The sequence below is a fragment of the Paenibacillus guangzhouensis genome, assembly GCF_009363075.1.
GTDB lineage: Bacteria > Bacillota > Bacilli > Paenibacillales > Paenibacillaceae > Paenibacillus_K > Paenibacillus_K guangzhouensis.
In genome coordinates, this window is sequence record NZ_CP045293.1 from 6,532,461 (window position 1) to 6,548,301 (window position 15,841).

The 15,841-nt window shown below is 49.5% G+C and carries 16 protein-coding genes; 11 read left to right on the plus strand and 5 right to left on the minus strand.

Features of this window, described 5'->3' with window-relative positions; genetic code table 11:
• Positions 1-18 precede the first annotated feature (18 nt).
• The 7 genes from GCU39_RS29200 (at position 19) to GCU39_RS29230 (ending at position 7,122) form a co-directional block, all read left to right on the plus strand.
• Positions 19-1,371: an aspartate aminotransferase family protein gene (locus GCU39_RS29200; RefSeq protein ID WP_152396689.1), complete on the plus strand. Its 1,353-nt coding sequence runs from the start codon at positions 19-21 to the stop codon at positions 1,369-1,371.
• Positions 1,372-1,384: 13 nt separating this feature from the next.
• Positions 1,385-2,518: an alanine dehydrogenase gene (gene ald / locus GCU39_RS29205; protein ID WP_152396690.1), complete on the plus strand. Its 1,134-nt coding sequence runs from the start codon at positions 1,385-1,387 to the stop codon at positions 2,516-2,518.
• 124 nt (positions 2,519-2,642) lie between these two features.
• On the plus strand, positions 2,643-3,080 hold the full coding sequence (locus tag GCU39_RS29210; protein WP_152396691.1) for a hypothetical protein: 438 nt from the start codon (positions 2,643-2,645) through the stop codon (positions 3,078-3,080).
• An 18-nt stretch (positions 3,081-3,098) separates the two neighbouring features.
• Positions 3,099-3,443 carry a hypothetical protein gene (locus tag GCU39_RS29215; RefSeq protein WP_152396692.1) on the plus strand — a complete coding sequence of 115 codons (345 nt, stop codon included), beginning with the start codon at positions 3,099-3,101 and terminating at the stop codon, positions 3,441-3,443.
• Between the two features lie 385 nt (positions 3,444-3,828).
• Entirely contained in the window at positions 3,829-4,758 is a 930-nt protein-coding gene (locus tag GCU39_RS29220; RefSeq protein WP_152396693.1) for a metallophosphoesterase family protein, read from the plus strand.
• Between the two features lie 341 nt (positions 4,759-5,099).
• A complete protein-coding gene (locus GCU39_RS29225; protein ID WP_152397487.1) occupies positions 5,100-5,891 on the plus strand; it encodes a nucleotidyltransferase domain-containing protein in 792 nt (263 codons plus the stop codon).
• Between the two features lie 4 nt (positions 5,892-5,895).
• Positions 5,896-7,122 carry an RtcB family protein gene (locus tag GCU39_RS29230; RefSeq protein ID WP_152396694.1) on the plus strand — a complete coding sequence of 409 codons (1,227 nt, stop codon included), beginning with the start codon at positions 5,896-5,898 and terminating at the stop codon, positions 7,120-7,122.
• Positions 7,123-7,200: 78 nt separating this feature from the next.
• On the opposite strand, the gene GCU39_RS29235 is transcribed toward GCU39_RS29230, so the two are convergent.
• Together GCU39_RS29235 and GCU39_RS29240 are read right to left on the minus strand one after the other, a co-directional pair.
• Positions 7,201-7,479 carry a DivIVA domain-containing protein gene (locus GCU39_RS29235; protein ID WP_152397488.1) on the minus strand — a complete coding sequence of 93 codons (279 nt, stop codon included), beginning with the start codon at positions 7,477-7,479 and terminating at the stop codon, positions 7,201-7,203.
• A gap of 207 nt (positions 7,480-7,686) precedes the next feature.
• A complete protein-coding gene (locus tag GCU39_RS29240; protein WP_227793372.1) occupies positions 7,687-8,439 on the minus strand; it encodes a Crp/Fnr family transcriptional regulator in 753 nt (250 codons plus the stop codon).
• 82 nt (positions 8,440-8,521) lie between these two features.
• Between GCU39_RS29240 and GCU39_RS29245 the strand changes: the two genes are divergently transcribed.
• Positions 8,522-9,808 (plus strand): NCS2 family permease, encoded by a 1,287-nt coding sequence (locus tag GCU39_RS29245; protein ID WP_152396695.1) that lies wholly within the window; start codon positions 8,522-8,524, stop codon positions 9,806-9,808.
• 79 nt (positions 9,809-9,887) lie between these two features.
• Positions 9,888-11,093 carry an anaerobic sulfatase maturase gene (locus GCU39_RS29250; protein WP_152396696.1) on the plus strand — a complete coding sequence of 402 codons (1,206 nt, stop codon included), beginning with the start codon at positions 9,888-9,890 and terminating at the stop codon, positions 11,091-11,093.
• Positions 11,094-11,155: 62 nt separating this feature from the next.
• Here the strand turns inward: GCU39_RS29250 and GCU39_RS29255 are convergent, their stop codons facing one another.
• Entirely contained in the window at positions 11,156-12,136 is a 981-nt protein-coding gene (locus GCU39_RS29255; protein ID WP_152396697.1) for an aromatic ring-hydroxylating oxygenase subunit alpha, read from the minus strand.
• A 269-nt stretch (positions 12,137-12,405) separates the two neighbouring features.
• Here GCU39_RS29255 and GCU39_RS29260 point away from each other — a divergent pair, with 269 nt between their 5' ends.
• Together GCU39_RS29260 and GCU39_RS29265 are read left to right on the plus strand one after the other, a co-directional pair.
• Complete coding sequence (locus tag GCU39_RS29260; RefSeq protein WP_152396698.1) at positions 12,406-13,752, plus strand: solute carrier family 23 protein; 1,347 nt, start codon at positions 12,406-12,408, stop codon at positions 13,750-13,752.
• 306 nt (positions 13,753-14,058) lie between these two features.
• Positions 14,059-14,385, plus strand: coding sequence for a hypothetical protein (locus GCU39_RS29265; RefSeq protein WP_152396699.1), 327 nt, complete (start codon positions 14,059-14,061; stop codon positions 14,383-14,385).
• A 168-nt stretch (positions 14,386-14,553) separates the two neighbouring features.
• Here GCU39_RS29265 and GCU39_RS29270 read toward each other — a convergent pair whose 3' ends face one another.
• Both GCU39_RS29270 and GCU39_RS29275 read right to left on the minus strand, forming a co-directional pair.
• The gene (locus GCU39_RS29270; protein ID WP_152396700.1) at positions 14,554-14,982 is read right to left on the minus strand and encodes a threonine/serine exporter family protein; all 429 of its coding nucleotides are present in this window, start codon (positions 14,980-14,982) and stop codon (positions 14,554-14,556) included.
• Between the two features lie 30 nt (positions 14,983-15,012).
• Complete coding sequence (locus GCU39_RS29275; protein ID WP_152396701.1) at positions 15,013-15,771, minus strand: threonine/serine exporter family protein; 759 nt, start codon at positions 15,769-15,771, stop codon at positions 15,013-15,015.
• Positions 15,772-15,841 lie beyond the last annotated feature (70 nt).

Sequence of the window (15,841 nt, forward strand, 5' to 3'; positions counted from 1 at the left end):
GGGGGAGGTGTTGCAGAGATGTCTATCAAACGTGAACCGGTCGATATCCTAGCAAAAGATCGGAAATATCTGTGGCACGCGATGTCTCCCTATAACGAGAACGTTCCGCCCATGGTGGTGACAGCTGGGGAAGGGTCATGGATTACGGATTTGAACGGCAATCGTTACTTGGATGCGATGTCGGGTTTATGGTGTGTGAACGTCGGCTACGGCCGGGAGGAGATGGCGAAGGCTGCCTATGATCAGCTTGTTGCGATGCCTTATTACCCTTTAACGCAAAGTCATATCCCGGCGATTGAGCTGGCAGCGAAGCTGAACGAATGGCTGGAAGGGGAGTATGTTATCTTCTTCTCGAACAGCGGTTCGGAAGCGAATGAGACGGCATTCAAAATCGTGCGTCAATACCATGAGCAATCCGGATATCCGAATCGCTATAAGTTCATTTCGCGTTACCGCGCTTACCATGGCAACTCCATGGGCGCGCTCGCGGCGACGGGACAAGCGCAGCGCAAATATAAATACGAGCCGCTCGGCGGAGGATTTGTCCATGTGCATCCGCCGGATAGCTATCGTCGTCCAGCGGGGATGAGCGTTGAAGCGTTCAACCTGCAATGTGCGCGTGAGATTGAGGACACGATCGTCTGGGAAGGCGAAGAGACGATTGCGGCGGTGATTATGGAGCCAGCGATTACCGGTGGCGGCGTTATCGTCCCGCATCCAGTCTATATGGAAGAAGTGCAGAAGATCTGCCACCGCCATGGGGTGCTGCTTATTATCGATGAGGTGATCTGCGGCTTCGGACGCTCCGGGCGCAAGTTCGGTCATATGAACTACGACGTGAAGCCGGATATCGTCACGATGGCCAAAGGGTTAACGAGCGGCTATCTGCCATTATCGGCGACAGCTGTGCGCAAAGAAATCTATGAAGCCTTCAAGAGCAAGGCGGATTATAGTCATCTGCGCCATGTGAACACGTTCGGCGGTACGCCGGCGGCTTGTGCGCTGGCATTGAAGAACCTCGAGATTATGGAACGTGAGCATCTGGTGGAACGTTCCCGCGTGCTTGGCGAGAAGCTGGAAGCAGGTATGGCAGAGCTTCGTGATCATCCACTTGTGGGCGATACCCGCCGCTTCGGATTCTTGATGGGAATCGAGGTCGTGCAGAATCAAGATACGAAGGAGCCGTTGCCGCTGGCTGCAATAGGCAAGATCATCGCCGAATGCAAGGCGAAAGGGCTCATTATCGGGAAGAATGGCGATACAGTTGCGGGATATAACAACGTGCTCATGTTCTCACCGCCGTTATCTTGCACGGACGAAGACGTAGATTTCATTGTGAACACATTTAAGGCGGTTATGAATAATCAATAAGGAGCGGACTATTATGTTAATCGGTGTACCAAAAGAGATCAAAAATAATGAGAATCGCGTCGGCATGACGCCAAGCTCTGTCGTCACGTATATCAATGCTGGGCACGAAGTGCTCGTGGAGACGAATGCGGGGGCGGGGATCGGGTTCACTGATCAAGATTATCTGGCTGCCGGGGCGCGGATCGTATCGACTGCGAAGGAAGCATGGGCGGCGGAGATGGTCGTGAAGGTGAAGGAGCCGATCCCATCGGAGTATGGTTACTTTCATGAAGGACTAATCCTCTATACGTATTTGCACCTTGCGCCGGAACCGGAACTAACGAAAGCGCTCGTGGACAGCAAAGTGACGGCAATTGCCTATGAGACGATCCAACTGGATAACGGCAGCTTGCCATTATTGACGCCGATGAGCGAAGTGGCTGGGCGGATGTCTATTCAGATCGGTGCGAGATTCCTCGAGAAGGCGAACGGCGGCAAAGGCGTATTGTTGAGCGGCGTACCAGGAGTTGCACCAGCGAAGGTAGCGATTGTTGGCGGCGGCATTGTGGGGGCGAACGCGGCGAAAATGGCGATCGGGCTCGGCGCGGACGTGAGCATCCTGGACATCAGTCCAGATCGTCTTCGTCAGCTGGACGATATGTTCCAAGGCCGCGTGAAGACGATTATGTCGAATCCGTTTAATATCGCGGAGACGGTTCGGAACGCGGACCTTGTTGTTGGCGCAGTGCTCATCCCAGGCGCACGTGCGCCAAGACTCGTCACGGAGAAAATGGTGCAGAGCATGAGCCCGGGCTCCGTAATCGTCGATGTTGCGATTGACCAAGGCGGCTCCATCGAGACGATTGATCGCATTACGACGCATGACAACCCGACGTACGAGAAGCATGGCGTCGTCCACTATGCGGTGGCGAATATGCCGGGCGCAGTGGCGCGCACGTCAACGTTGGCGTTGACGAACGTGACGACGCCGTATGGCGTGCAGATCGCTAGCAAGGGCTACAAGCAAGCGGCGCTAGACAACAAGGCGCTAGCGAAAGGCATCAACGTCGTGGATGGCCACGTAACGTACAAAGCTGTCGCAGATGCGCATGGCTATGCGTTTACCGATGTGTACGCGGTGTTGAATCAGACCGCGGTTCACGCGTGATAGGAGAGACGCCCCTGGGAGGGGCGTCTTTTTTGTGATTATTCATCTAGGCATATAGAACTAGGTAAGCTATAATGCTGAGAGATTAATCCAATGATATCCAAAAATGGAGGAGAATCGATCGATGAAACATCTAAAGTCATTATTGATGGTCTGTCTTACTATCGTGCTAATCCTTTCTTTATCGAACGTAGCGCTCGCGAAGTCATCCAAGTCAACCTTAAAAAGCTATAAAATTACGTTCGTCAGTGCGAAATTGGTAGAGAACAACCATGTGGGGAACGAATGGAGCACAGGCGCGGAAGTGAATGGTCAAGCGATATCCGTAGGGAAGAGCAAGACATTGAAACTGAAAGATTCAGATATGATAATACTGACTGCTACAGCCATCGAAGAGGACAAAGTGCCAGATGAAGGGACGGAATCGGAAGAAGTTGAGGTTAGTTCATTAACGAAGCAGAAGACGACCAGTAAAATCAATGTAATGGTGACTGAGAATCGTGGAAGATACTCTGGTAATACGGCAACGTGGACGTTTATGTTTAAAATCGAGAAGTTATAAATATTAGGGATATCCCGGGTGGGATGTCCCTTTTTTATTATAGTACAAGATGAGCAAATAACTGCAAAAAAAGCAGTTATTACGCACAAAGTAGCGCGTACGCTCCAAAATAACTGCCAAAAAGCAGTTATTTTGCTCAAAGAAGCGCCCGCGTCTCAAAATAACTGCCAAAAGGCAGTTATTTTGCTCAAAGCGGCGCCCGCGCCCCAAAATAACTGCCAAAAAGCAGTTATTTCGCTCAAAGAAGCGCCCACGCCTCAAAATAACTGCCAAAAAGCAGTTATTTCGCTCGCAGCAGCGGCTGCTACCCCAAATAACTGCAAAAAGGCAGTTATTTCGCTCTCAGTAACGCGTGCGCCCTAAAATAACTGCCAAAAAGCAGTTATTTCGCTCAAAGAAGCGCCCACGCCTCAAAATAACTGCCCAAAAGCAGTTATTTCGTTCAAAGAAGCGCGTGCGTCTCAAAATAACTGCCAAAAGGCAGTTATTTTGCTCAAAGCGGCGCCCGCATCTCCAAATAACTGCCAAAAGGCAGTTATTTCGCTCAAAGTAGCGCCCACGCCCCAAAATAACTGCCAAAAGGCAGTTATTTCGCTCAAAGTAGTGCCCGCGCCCCACAAATCTACCCCGATTAGCCGTATGCTTCCCAACAACCTCATCCTATCAATTTAACTCTCGCCACCCCGCCTCGACGAGTGCTAGAATGCAAATGAGAAGCGAACAATTTTACCAAAATGGGGTGTAGACGTTGAACGAGTATACGACCGTGCCGCCACTGCGATTTGGGGTGATAGCAGACTTGCATCAAGACATCATGCATGATGGACCCGAGCGATTACAGGCATTTATTGATCGAATGAAGGTGGCAGATGTTGATTTCATCATCCAGTTAGGGGACTTTTGCTTTCCGATTCCGGAGAACGAAGTGATCCTCCGCATCTGGAACCTATTCGAAGGACCGAAATTCCACGTTCTCGGTAATCATGACATGGATCGGAATGACAAATTGGAGATTCAGAACTATCTTGGCATGCCTAACCATTACTATTCCTTCGATGCGGGCACGTACCATTTCGTCGTACTCGATGCGAATTATTATAAGCACGAGGACCAATACGTCGATTACAATAACGGCAACTACTATGCGCACGGAGAGCAATTGCCCTACATCCCCGATGAGCAACTGCAATGGTTGATCGACGATTTATCGCGAACTGACCGACACACCATTATTTTCAGCCATCAAAGTCTCCACAATCCAACTGACGGCGTGCGGAATCGAGACGATGTACACGCTGCACTCGTCGCAGCCAATCAGGCCGCAGAGTTCCCCAAAGTCATCGCGTGCTTCAACGGACATAACCATATCGATGCAGCCATCACCCGTGATGGGATCCATTACATTGAGGTGAACAGCACGTCCAATCAATGGCTTGGCGAAGGCTATGAATACGATCAATACGAAGCATCGATCCGAAGCCGAAGACCGGCAATGAAATATGTTGCGATGTATGCAGATCCGCTCTATATGACCGTTACGATCGCACCGAATATGATTCAGATCGAGGGCATCCAGAGCGAGTTCGTCGGTCCTGCGCCACGGGAGCGCGGGCATGAAGGGATCGTATGTGGTCATGAAATTACGGCGACTATCACTTCGCGACATTTGATGTTCTAAATATAGTTTGACAAAAATTGGGTAACCACGTATTATTTCACTATCCGTATCATGAAAGGAGGTTCGATGAACATGCTAAAGACAAATCCCACGTTGCGACAATTTACGAAGGCGAACGCTCTCTGGCTTCAAGAACGTTTACAATTGCATAGGTATGTCATCGTCCAACCGCGAGTTCATGATCGGGCTGTTCGGGTGTAACGTCTTGGAAGGATCCGAGTCAGACCACCGACCAATCTAAATGAATCTACATAAGCGAATCTATATTTGGCCATGGACGGCGATAACTGTCTATGGTCTTTTTATTTTTCCTATTATCGATAAGGAGGTGCATTACCATGATGATCGATATGAATACCAGAATTCTTCAGGAACTCCGTAATATCGAACAAGAGGAGAACGTGCGCATTCTCTATGCGTGCGAATCCGGGAGCCGTGCTTGGGGTTTCCCGTCACAAGACAGCGATTATGATGTTCGGTTCATCTATCTTCGCCCCGTAGACTGGTATCTGTCCATTTTTGACAAGCGCGATGTGATCGAGCGTCCGATTAACGATTTATTAGACATCAACGGCTGGGATCTCAGGAAAGCGTTGAATCTGTTCCGCAAATCGAACCCGCCGCTGCTCGAATGGCTGCAATCGCCGATTCAATATATGGAGCAATATACGGTAACGGAGCAGATCCGCCGAATCTCACCGCTTTCCTTTTCACCGAAATCCTGTATGTATCATTACTTGAACATGGCGAAAGGGAACTATCGGGACTACTTGCAGGGCGACCAGGTGAAAATTAAAAAATACTTCTACGTGCTTCGACCGATCCTGGCATGTGCATGGATTGAACGCTATGACGACATGCCGCCGATCGCATTCGATACGCTCGTGGAACGGCTTCTTCCTGGGGATGGGGAGCTCTACCAGTTCATTCAACAGCTATTAATTCGTAAAAAAGCAGGTGAGGAGCTGGACTACGAGCCGCGGATTCATCTCCTAAATACATTCATTGAGGAGCATATCTCGCATTTTGAACAAAAGGCTGCTGCGCTCAAAGCAGCGGAGGGTACGTTAGACGACCAACTAGACGCATTATTTCGAGCAGCCTTAACGGAAGTATGGAAAGAGAGGAAATAAACATATGGCATATCAGACGATAGATGGCGTGCGTGTCTGGGGAAACCCGGATGACGGCGCATTAGCGCAAGCGAGGACTTGCGCGGAACACGGCCGCGTCGTACAGACGCTGCTTATGGCGGATCATCATAAAGGCTATAGTCAACCGATCGGTGGTGTGGTCGCCTATGACGGACAAATCTCGCCTTCGGGCGTCGGTTACGATATTGCGTGCGGGAACAAAGCCGTCCGGACAAATCTCATGGCAGCCGATGTGATGCCAAAAATTTCGAAGATCATGGATCAGATTGCGCGGCATATTTCTTTTGGCATCGGTCGTGTTAACAACGATAAGGTGGACCATGCGTTGTTCGACGATCCCGATTGGGATGTGTATCTGAACGTGGGGCGTCAGGAACATGACAAATTAAAATCGCTTGCGCGAGATCAGCTCGGCACGGTCGGCAGCGGCAATCATTATGTTGATTTGTTCGAAGAGAAGGCGACGGGACGACTGTGGATCGGCAATCATTTTGGCAGCCGTGGATTCGGCCATAAGACGGCAAGCGGCTTCATCAATTTGGCTGCGGGTCGGGAATTTCTTGCGAACGCGCCAGGGGAGAAGATGGATCAACCACCGATTTTGCTCGACCTAGACAGTGAACTCGGCGATATGTATTATCGTGCGATGAAGCTCGCTGGGCGGTACGCGTATGCCGGACGGGATTACGTCATCGAGCAGGTTCTGTCCTTGCTCGGTGCTGAGGCCGATTTTGAAGTTCACAATCATCATAATTATGCTTGGCAGGAGACGCATCAAGGCCGTAACGCGGTCGTCGTTCGTAAAGGAGCAACACCATCGGCGCCTGGACAGCTAGGATTTATCGGTGGCAGCATGGGGGACATCTCGGTCATTGTGCGGGGGAAAGATACCGAGGAAAATCGGAGTGCATTTTATAGCACCGTGCACGGCGCGGGACGTATCATGAGCCGCACACAAGCAGCGGGACGAATGAATTGGAAGACACGGAAGCGTTCCGGCGGACAGATTAGCCCGCAGCAAATGCGTTCGGCCGTCAAGAGTTATAACGTAGAACTACGCGGTGCCGGTACGGATGAGAGTCCTTTCGTCTACAGGAAGTTGCAGGATGTGCTCGATGCGCATGCGGAGACGATTGATGTCTTGCATATCCTTAAGCCGATTGGCGTCTGCATGGCAGGGGCGGATGAATTCGATCCGTACAAGGATTAGCCCTTGCCTGCAACGCAGCAACCTAATCCCCAAAAGAGCAGGCATCATAACGATGCCTGCTCTTTACTATATATCGAATTAGCCTTTAATTTTGCCCCAGCAGAACATTTCGAGCTCACGAACACGCTGCAATAGATCGTCAGTGTTGGAGATTTCTACGTTTGCCGCATTTTGCATGTCATAGATATGTTTTTGCATTTCCTTGATTAATCGTGAGAACAGCTCATAATCTTTAATGATTTCGTCGAGGTATGCATCAACTTCTTCTTCATTGTAACCACGGAGGGAACGGGTGAATTCTTTGCTATGAATTTCTTCAGCATTTAACTTAATTCCCATTTCTTCGAGGTTTTTCATTTTTCCAAAACCGTTAGTCACGTTACATCACCTTTCTTATCCATAATCGTAAGCACGTCAAGCTCGTGGGTGCCAGCGAATGAATTGTACCGTCTGTCGGAGTGCATGGTTATTCTGTGAACAGGTTAGCCTAACTTTTATGAACCAAATCACATTTTAAACGTTATCGGTCTAACTGCATCGCCAGCTTTTCTTTTGCTATAGTCATTATACAGGCTGTTCCGATGTGGTGCCATGCTGCCATTTGCGAAGCTCAGGAACTTCTTCGGTCTCCTGACAAATTCGCTCCAGGTGCTTCAGATTTAACACATAGATATATTTCTGCCGAATCTCGATAATTCCTTCATGCTGGAGATCGTTCAGTGTTTTCGAGATCGATTCGCGTGTAATTCCGACCATGCTCGCGAGCAGGGAATGATTGATTTTCATATCAATTTTGTAAGCGATCCCATCTTGCTCACCGAAATTATAATAAAGATCCATGATCAAATTTGCAATTTTGGTGCGGACATCGCAGAACGTTAAGTAGCGGATAGTGCGATTTAAGACACGGACGCGAGCGAACATAATATCATAAGCACGGCGTAGGATAGAAGGATAACGATCTACCAAGTCAAGAAAATCCTTCTTTGTAATTTGCCATGCAGCAACCGGCTCGAGCGCCTCGATGGTCGCAATGCGATGACTATCGCCTGTTAATGCTTCGGCCTCACCGATGACGTCGCCTGGGAATTGAATGCCCATGATGACTTCTTTGCCTTCTTGTCCCCGGTATACTTTAACTTTGCCGGACCTTAAGATAAAGATACTATCGCTCTGGTCATTCTCGAACATGAAGACATGATTCTTCTTATATTGACGCTCTCGGAGCAGAGGGATGATCTGTTGCAATGCATCGCTAGGAAGATCAGAGAAGATCGGGACTTGATTGATTTCGATCATGCGTACCAATCCTTTCACGGTGTTCATTCATCATTATTGTAACATGATTCGACAAGATTCAATATTAAAATTACTGGCAGCATGGGATGGAGGATCACCATTGAACTCAAAATTAGGACGAATATTTCAAATTGACAATCAGCAGACCAGTATCCGAACGGAGATGCTCGCGGGTCTGACGTCATTCATTACGATTGCTTATATTATTGCCGTCAATGGGGCCATTCTGAGCAATGCAGGCATGCCATATGAAGCGGCGACGATTGCAACGGTGTTCTCCGCGCTGGTCGGTTGCATGCTCATGGCTTTCTGGGCGAAGTCGCCGTTGATTCTTGCGCCAGGGATGGGAGATAATGCGTTTTTCGTCTTTACCCTAGTCTTCTCTTTCGGCCTGACTTGGCAGCAGGCGCTTGCCGCAGTGTTGATCGCAGGGATTGTGTTCTTCCTTGTCAGTATGACGAAAGGGGCGGTCTATTTATCCAAGAAGATTCCAACCTCCATGATTCATGCGATGACGGCGGGGATCGGTCTATTTATTGGGTTTCTTGGACTAAAAAATGGCGGCGTCATCGTTGCGAGTGAAGGGACTTTCGTACAGCTTGCCAGTTTACGGGATCCGCACGTACTAACGACGCTGTTAACGTTAGTCATTGTTGTGCCGTTATTTTTGCGCGGTGTTCGCGGGAATTTCTTAATTGGGATCATTGCCGGTACAATCATCGGCATTCTGCTTGGTATCGTCGATTTCTCGCAAATGGGCAGCTTCCAGTTCTCCATGGCGGGATACGATCAGGTCTTCTTTGCTTTTGATTTCAGCCAACTGCATTCGTTCCAATTCTGGATTGCGGTGTTCTCCTTGTCGATGGTTATTATTTTCGCAAATATGGGGGCACAGCTAGGCATGCTGCCAGATACGTCGAAGTTCAGACGATCATTCCAAGCGAACTCCTTATCGATCATTGCGGCCTCCATGTTCGGCTGCAGTCCGACGACGACAGCTGCAGAAGGCGCGGCAGGGATCGCTGCAGGCGGACGTTCGGGATTAACGCCGTTCATCGCGGGATTATTGTTCATCCCGGCTCTGTTCCTGATTCCGATTCTTAAGATTATTCCGAGCAGTGCAATCGCTCCAGTACTCATTGTTGTCGGCTGCTTAATGATTCAAGGGATGAAGCATGTGAAGCTGGATGATTTCACTGAGGCTTTCCCGGCTTACCTGATGATCGCGATTATGCCACTGACGTTCAGTATCGTGAATGGGATTGCCTTTGGCTTTATCGCTTATCCGATCGTGAAGATCGTGACTGGGCGCAGACAAGAGGTCTCCGGCGCGATGTATGTGATTGCAGCGCTGTTCCTGGTTTATTTTATACTGGGTGTCAAATAAGACTCTCTCCCTTGTGATGTAGGTTACTTCGAATCGCACCCCGATTTGGTATACCTAGGGAAAAGGGAGGGAAAGCAGCATGGATTCTTGCCGTACAGCTACGATGGAGGCGCCAGCTGCACTGATGTGGAAAACCGTATCGGAAGAATGCAATCTGGCGTGCGATTATTGCTACTACAGCTCTTGCCATGGACGGCCTTCTGCGGATATCCAGCGGATCGATGATGAGTTGTTGCGCAAAGTCATCCAAGAGATGATGCAAGGCTCGCGGGGTAGCGTATCATTTGCCTGGCAGGGAGGGGAGCCACTGCTCGCCGGGTTGGATTTCTTCCGTCGGGTTGTCCAGTATCAACAGCACTATGCGCCGCGTAATACGATCATCAGCAATGCGCTCCAGACGAATGGAACGCTGGTGACTCGGGAATGGGCGGCGTTTTTCAGGCAGTATTCCTTTTTACTCGGCGTCAGTGTCGATGGTCCGGCTTGGATTCATGATCGTCGGCGCAAGACCGGTTCGGGCAAGGGTTCGTATGATCGCGTTATGCAGGGGATTGAGGTGCTGCGCGAGGCACGGGTAGATTTTAATATTTTGATGGTTATTCATGAAGATAATGTCCATGAGGCGGAAGCCATTACGACATGGATTGATCAGCATCAGTTCGATTTTGTACAGTTCATTCCCGGGATGGATTTTCGCTCACAGGATGCCGGGGCAGAGGGCAAATTCCTTGTCACGGCGAAGCAGTACGGGCAGTTTCTCTGTCAGATCTTCGATTGGTGGTATCGTGACGGGGAACCGTGCGTATCCGTACGGGTTTTCGATAATTGGCTGCAGCGCCTTGTCGGACAGGAGCCGGAGATGTGTGTCCATCGGGAGTCTTGCCCATCTATTCTAATATTGGAGCAGAATGGTGCGGCATATCCCTGCGATTTCTATATCCATGAGCAGTATCGGCTTGGCGATGCCGGTGAACAGTCGCTTAGCGCATTGATGGCTGATTCAGCGTGGGATGCTTTCCGTTCGCAGAAACAAGTGCTCGCTGACGCATGTCGGGCTTGCGAATATGTGCAGTATTGCCATGGCGGCTGTCCACGTCATCGCGTAGGGAACGCGGGACAAGATGCGCTGTGTGAGAGCTATCGGATGCTGTATGCCTACGGCGAAGACCGGATGCGAAGACTTGCGAAAATGTTGATCGGTAGACATGGATGGAAGCTTCCTGCGCGCAATGAACGTTGTATGTGCGGGAGCGGACGGAAGTACAAGAGTTGCTGCGCCATATGAAAATAGCAAAAGCTGACCCTGATACAGGTGTCAGCTTTTTTGGTGTGAGAAAATAATTGAATTTAGGCCGTGCCCCATACGAGGCCAGAATCTTTCAGGTAGCGACGGTAAGCGATACTCATCCGGTCACAGGCAAGGGAAAGCTCAGCTTGCAGATCCAGAGGGAGGTCTTCCGGCTTCTGGTTCTCGACCACCGGCTTGTCCTGTGCGAAAATAACGTCCTGGAACGCCGCGATCTCTTGATCGGAGAGATCCATCGGATAGTTGAAGGACAGGATGCCGTAAGCGATCGTCGTCTCTGCATCCTTCGGCGCCACCGTTAGAACGATCGACATCTTGTTGTCGGTCTCTTTGTCGCGCTTCGTGAATTTCACCGTCATGGGACGAAGAATTTCATAGGTGTAGTAGACATTTTTCGCTTGACCTGAACCGTCCGGATCCGGTTGAAACACTTCAATCTCCTCGGAGCGGATGGAATGCTCGTCATAAATAACATGATAGTCGCCGATGATCGTGTGCGTCGAGACGCCGAGGTATCCTTCGTGCACGACTGCCAAGTGGCCGACGTCCAGGAAATTTTCAATGACGCGTGGCGGCTTCGCTTCCACCGTTGTCGATCCCCACATTACATTGCGGTACGATTCGTCCGTCCATTCAGGCAGTGCGAACATCGGCGCGGGTTGCTCACTATCGAGGCATACCCACACAAGACCATATTCTTCTTTACAAGCATATTTGAAAGTACGAGCTTTGCCTGGAATTGCACGATCAGCGGGAAGCTGCGGGATCTTGACGCAAGCGCCGCTGCCATCATATTCCCACGCATGGTATGGACATACGAGATTTCCATCGCGTACACACCCAAGGGACAGTTTCGCTCCGCGGTGAATACACAAGTCTTTGAACGCATGAATGCCTTCTTCATTTCGGAACAACACGACACGTTCACCCATCAGCATCACGCCAAGTGGTTTCTCCTGCAACTCATCCGTTCGACATGCTACAAGCCACTCACGCCGTAATACCGCATCTTCAATGATCATGATTTCATACTCCTTCGCTCACTCAAAGTTGATAGAATTTGATGTTAAATGTCACTATTTCGCGATTAAAACACTTATATGGTACATATTATCAAATCAAATCTAGTTATTCAACATAAACACGAACATTAATTTTAGGTTAAATAAAAAATGTACGTATTTAGGGCTGTACAAATCAAAAAACGTCGCCTATAATCGGAATTGAGATTTTTGTCACATCGTGTCGATCGTATAAAAAGAGTGGCCCAAAAAAGAGAGGATGGTTTTCGTTGGAACAGCAGCAGCCGAACAAACCGCAGCTAATCGTCGGGGTGAATGAAAAGATTGGCCCTGTCAAAGCGCTATTGTTAGGATTACAGCACGTATTAGCGATGGATTTGTATATCGCGCCGATCATTATTGCAGGGATTTTATCGTTAAGCAACAGCAATGCATCCTTCTTTATTCAAATGTGTTTCTTCGCGACAGGGATCGCGACTTTGATTCAGACGGGGATCGGATTGCGTCTGCCGGTTGTTCAAGGCCCATCCTATGTACCGATTGCAGCGATTGGTGCAATTGGCAGCAAACTCGGTATGGGGGCAATGGCTGGAAGCTTGATTCCAGGGGCATTGATCGTCATGCTGCTCGGCTTGCCACTGAAATGGTTCGCCAAAGCGGTTCGTAAATTCATTCCGCCGCTTGTCGGGGGAACGGTTATTCTGATTGTGGGTATTGGCCTAATGCCAGTTGGCTTAGGAAATGTATATCATGCGAAAGGTGAGCTCGGCACGAACATTCTGATCGGTGCTGTCTCAGCGATCGTGCTTGTCATTTGTATTCTTCTTGGACGTAACGCGAAAGGGCTAGGAACGTTCTTCCGCCTGATTTCGGTTATCGTTGCGATTGTCGCAGGCATCATCACGGCATCGTTGTTCGGCGCAGTTGATTTTTCCCCGGTGAAAGATGCTGCTTGGTTCTCTTTCCCGAAATTGTTCCCATTCGGAGCGCCTGTGTTCGATATTAGCGCCATTCTTACGATGGTATTCGTATACTTCATCGTCTTGATCGAGACGACAGGAACTTGGTTCGTTATCTCTTCCGTAACAGGTGAGGAGTTGACGAACGAACGCTTGAACCGCGCATCCTTCGGTGAAGGTCTTGGATGCTTTGTTGGTTCATTGTTCGGCGGTACGCCAATGACGGGTTATTCTTCGAATGCCGGTCTGATCGCGATTACGGGTGTTGGCAGCCGGATGGCGATTATGGCAGGTGGCGGTATTCTTGTTCTGCTTGGCTTAATGCCGAAGCTGTCCGCATTGATTACTTGTATTCCAGAGTCCGTGATCAACGGTATCTTCTGTATCGTCTGCGTCGCGATTGTCATTAACGGTCTAAAAGTTATCCAGCACGTTGTGCTAGATGACCGCAACATGATGGTCATTGGGATTCCGGTATTGCTGACGATTGCGATTACGGTGCTTCCAAAAGGTGCAACGGACGGATTGCCTGACTTCGTCAACTATGTGTTGTCTTCAGGCTTGACGGTAGGTGCGCTTGCGGCGGTATTACTGAATCTGCTGATTCCGAATCACAAAGAAAAACCAGCTGCGGCTTCGAAGCAAGAGGTCGCGTAATAGGAGAAAGGCTTGGCGTAGGGGCCAAGCCTTTTTTGTGTTTTAGATGGGGGAGTGCTAGTATGCGCGCATGTGCGGAATAACTGCAAAAAAGCAGTTAATCGGTGAGAAAGTAGCTCGGATGTGCGGAATAACTGCAAAAAAGCAGTTAATTGGCGTGAAAGTAGCTCATGTGTGCGGAATAACTGCCAAAAAGCAGTTAATTGGTGGCGAAAGTGGCTAATTTGTGCGGTATAACTGTCAAAAAGCAGTTAATTGGCGTGAAAGTAGCTCGTGAGTGCGGAATAACTGCAAAAAAGCAGTTAATTGGCTGGAAAAGTAGCTCATGTGTACGAAATAACTGCAAAAAAGCAGTTAATTGGCGCGAAAGTAGCTCGGATGTGCGGAATAACTGCAAAAAAGCAGTTAATTGGTGGTAAAGTGGCTCGCGTGTGCGGAATAACTGCCAAAAGGCAGTTAATTGGTGGGAAAGTAGCTCGTATGTGCGAAATAACTGCCAAAAAGCAGTTAATCGGCGGGAAAGTGGCTCGTATGTGCGAAATAACTGCCAAAAAGCAGTTAATCGGCGTGAAAGTAGCTTGTATGTGCGAAATAACTGCCAAAAAGCAGTTAATTGGTGGCGAAAGTGTCTAATGTGTGCGAAATAACTGCAAAAAAGCAGCTAATTGGCGTGAAAGTAGCTAATGTGTGCGGAATAACTGCCAAAAAGCAGTTATTCCGCTCAAAGGAGGCGCCACCTCCAGTGCGCCCCTACGAAAAAAATGCCTAGTAAGCATCCATCTGCTCACTGGGCATTTTCATTTAGATCCGGCTGCCGACCTTACGCAGCATCTGATTCAGCACCTCGGCCAGCACCAGGCCGATGGCGATCGCGCCGGAGATGAAGAAGGCCTGCGCGGCGAGCTGCATTGCGACATTATAGTCATTCTCGACGAAATGGCGCATCGCATCGTAGGCCATGCCGCCAGGCACGAGTGGGATCATGCCCGATACACTGAAAATAATGACGGGCGTCTTATACAGCCGCGCGAACACAATACTCGTCGCTCCGACGACGAAGGTCGCGGCGAAGGTTGCTAGAACGGTGCTGTAGCTTCCGTTCAAGAGAATATAGACAGCCCAACTAACCATCCCGACGAGCCCGCATTGCGGCAGCGAACGTCTCGGCGCATTGAAGATCACACCGAAGGCGGCAGAGGCGATAAAGCTGGTAACGAGTTGTGCGATCATAGTTAGCGTGACCTCTTTCGAATGAGAGAATTAGAATAGAATGAAGACGAGCGCAATCCCTGTGCCAATCGCGAAGGCGGTCAGGAATGCCTCGGCTCCTTTCGAGATGCCCGAGACGAGGTGGCCGGACATTAAGTCGCGGACGGCGTTCGTAATTAATAGACCGGGCACGAGCGGCATGACCGATCCAATGATGATTTTATCTACTTCGTAACCGATTCCAATTTTGACGAAAATGAACGCGAGCAGCCCTAGCAAGAACGAAGCTGAGAATTCGGCGAAGAACTTCACCGCTACAATCCGGTGGAAGTAAATGACAGATGCCAGACCCAGGCCTCCGCATAGAACTGCAGGGATGAAATCGTACCATCCGCCGCGGAACATAATCAGGAAGCAGCCGCTGGCGATGGCCGCAGCCACGATCTGGAACCAGATCGGATACGTGTGTTTGTCTTGTTCGATTTCTCGGAGCCGAAGCCGGGCTTCGGGCATGGTGATAGCGCCGCTAGTTAAGGCGCGTGACACATTGTTCACCTCGGCGACCTTGGATAAGTCGGTGGTGCGTTCAGTAATACGAATCAGCTTGGCTGGTTCCGCGCCATCCGTCGAGAAAATAATGCCCGTCGGCGTCACATAGCTATGTGAACGCGGGATGCCAAGCGATGAAGCCATCCGCGTCATCGTATCCTCAACACGGGAAGTTTCTGCACCGCTCTGCAGCATAATTTTGCCGGCGAGCAGACAGATTTCGATGGTCTCATATGTTAAATGATCAAGTTTGTCTTCCATGTTCTATCCCCTATTATCGAGATGATGCAACATTCATAATTATGATCATTATGTAGAAGAAAAGGCTGAA